Origin of the sequence: Micromonospora foliorum, assembly GCF_022229015.1 — a bacterium.
GTDB lineage: Bacteria > Actinomycetota > Actinomycetes > Mycobacteriales > Micromonosporaceae > Micromonospora > Micromonospora foliorum.
This window is the reverse complement of the sequence record NZ_JAKKFF010000451.1, coordinates 1-1,966: the sequence shown is the minus strand read 5'-3', so window position 1 is coordinate 1,966 and position 1,966 is coordinate 1. Positions and strand designations below refer to the sequence as shown.

Below are 1,966 nucleotides of genomic sequence, written 5' to 3'. Positions count from 1 at the left end.
CGGCCGGCCGTGCCGCGGCCAGCTCGACGATCCCGGTCAGCGCGGCCAGCCGCTGCATCCGCACGGTGGCCCGCAGCACGGCGGCCAGCCGGGACCGCACCACGGCGGCCTCCTCGTAGCGCTGGTCACGGGAGAGCACGTCGATCCGCGCGAGCAGCGCGTCCACCACCGGCTGGGGGTCGCTGGCCGTCGCGGTGCGGAAGGGCGCGGCGGCGCTGTCGTCGTACGCCTCGGGGGTGATTTTGTGTTCACAGGGCGCCGGGCAGCGACCCAGCTCGGCCAGCGCGCAGGCCGGCGTGACGGTGCGCAGCGAGAGCCGGTGCGTGCACTGGCGCAGCGGCACCGCGTCGTGGAAACCGGCGGCGGCCAGCTCGGCGGCCCGGCGGGAGGTGAACGGCCCGAGGTACGCGGTGTCGGTGGGGGAGAGGTCGCGGACGATCGACAGCCGAGGGTACGGACCGTCGGTCAGCTTGAGCCAGACCATCCGTTCCGGGTATTTGGACCGGCGGTTGTACGGCGGGGCGTGCGCGGCGATCAACCGCAGCTCACGGACCTCCGCCTCCAACGAGTGGGCGCACTCCACCGCCTCGACCCGCTCGGCCGCGCCCAGCATCTCGGAGATCCGGGCACGCTTCTCGCCAGCGGTGAAGTAGCTGCGCACCCGGGTGGCGATGTCGACGGAGGTGCCCACGTAGAGCGGTCGGTCGTCGGCGGCCCGGAAGATGTAGACCCCGGGGACCCTGGGCAGCCCCTCGGCCAGGTGTCGTTTGCGGCGCTGGGTCGGGGTGACCGCGCGGGCGAACTCGATGGCGTCGCCGACCGTGTCCACCCGGTGCCCACCGAGCCGACCGATCAGCCCGTGCAGCACGTCGACGGTGGCCTTCGCGTCGTCAAGCGCCCGGTGGGTGGGCTGGGTGGCGGTGCGGAAGTAGGCGGCCAGGGTGCCGAGCTTGCGGTTGGGCACCTCGTCGCGGGTCAGCACCCGGCGGGCGAGCGCCGCGGTGTCCAGCACCCGGGGGTTGGGCCAGCGGTAGCCGTGCTTCGCGCAGGCGGCCTTGAGGAAGCCCACGTCGTACGGGGCGTTGTGGGCCACCAGCACCGCGTCGTCGATGAACTCCAGGAAGCTCGGCAGCACCTGCTCGATCGGTGGCGCCGGCACCAGCATGGCCTGGGTGATGCCGGTCAGCACGGTGATGAAGGGCGGAATCGGCTGCCCCGGGTTGACCAGGGTCGCCAGCACCCCCAACTGCTCGCCACCGCGCACCTTGACCGCGCCGATCTCGGTGATGCCGCCGCCGTCCGGCGCGCCGCCGGTGGTCTCCAGGTCGACCACCACGAAGGTCGTCGCGTAGAGCGGCAGCGCCGGGTCCACCCCGCCCACCGCCGGGTCGAGACCGGCCAGTGACTCCTGGACGTACTCCGCCTGTGCCATCGGCGGCACGCTAGCGCCACGGTCCGACACTCCCGTCGCAGCCGTCCCATCCGTCACCATGGGGCTAGGATGAGAGATCGGCTCACTCACCGGGCGGTGGGCCCGGTCGCGGTGGGAGACTTGCCACATGCCCCTCACCGAGCCGTACGACGACCACCTCCCGCAGGAGGATCCGGTCGCGCTCGACGGGGCTGTCGGCAACCCGGACGACAACGTAGTCACCGGCACATCGGGCGCATCTGACCCGACGACGACGGGCGACGGCCCCGCTGCCGAGCCCGAGCCGACCCTGCCCGAGCCGGTCCGGCAGCGGATCGTGACGCTGACCGCGGCGGTGCTGCCCACCCTCCCCACCGACGAGGTCCCGGTGCCGTTGCGCCGGGTGGCCAAGTTCGCCCCCAACCGACGCGCCCGGCTCGGCGCGCCGGTCATCGCCGCCCAGCTCACCGCCGACCCGCTGTTCCGGCAGCGGGTCACCGCGCGGGTCCTGGCCGACGCCGGTGACCTCGGTGCGGCCGTGGTCGAGGGCACCGC

1 protein-coding gene and 1 pseudogene are annotated in these 1,966 nt (G+C 73.7%); one reads left to right on the top strand and one right to left on the bottom strand.

The window, feature by feature from the left end; translation table 11 throughout:
- Nucleotides 1-1,432: DEDD exonuclease domain-containing protein (locus PSH25_RS27545; protein ID WP_238661810.1), on the bottom strand; the 1,432-nt coding region annotated here is incomplete at its 3' end.
- 127 nt (nt 1,433-1,559) lie between these two features.
- Here PSH25_RS27545 and PSH25_RS27540 point away from each other — a divergent pair.
- A pseudogene (locus PSH25_RS27540) lies at nt 1,560-1,966 on the top strand (NYN domain-containing protein); the annotation flags it as partial.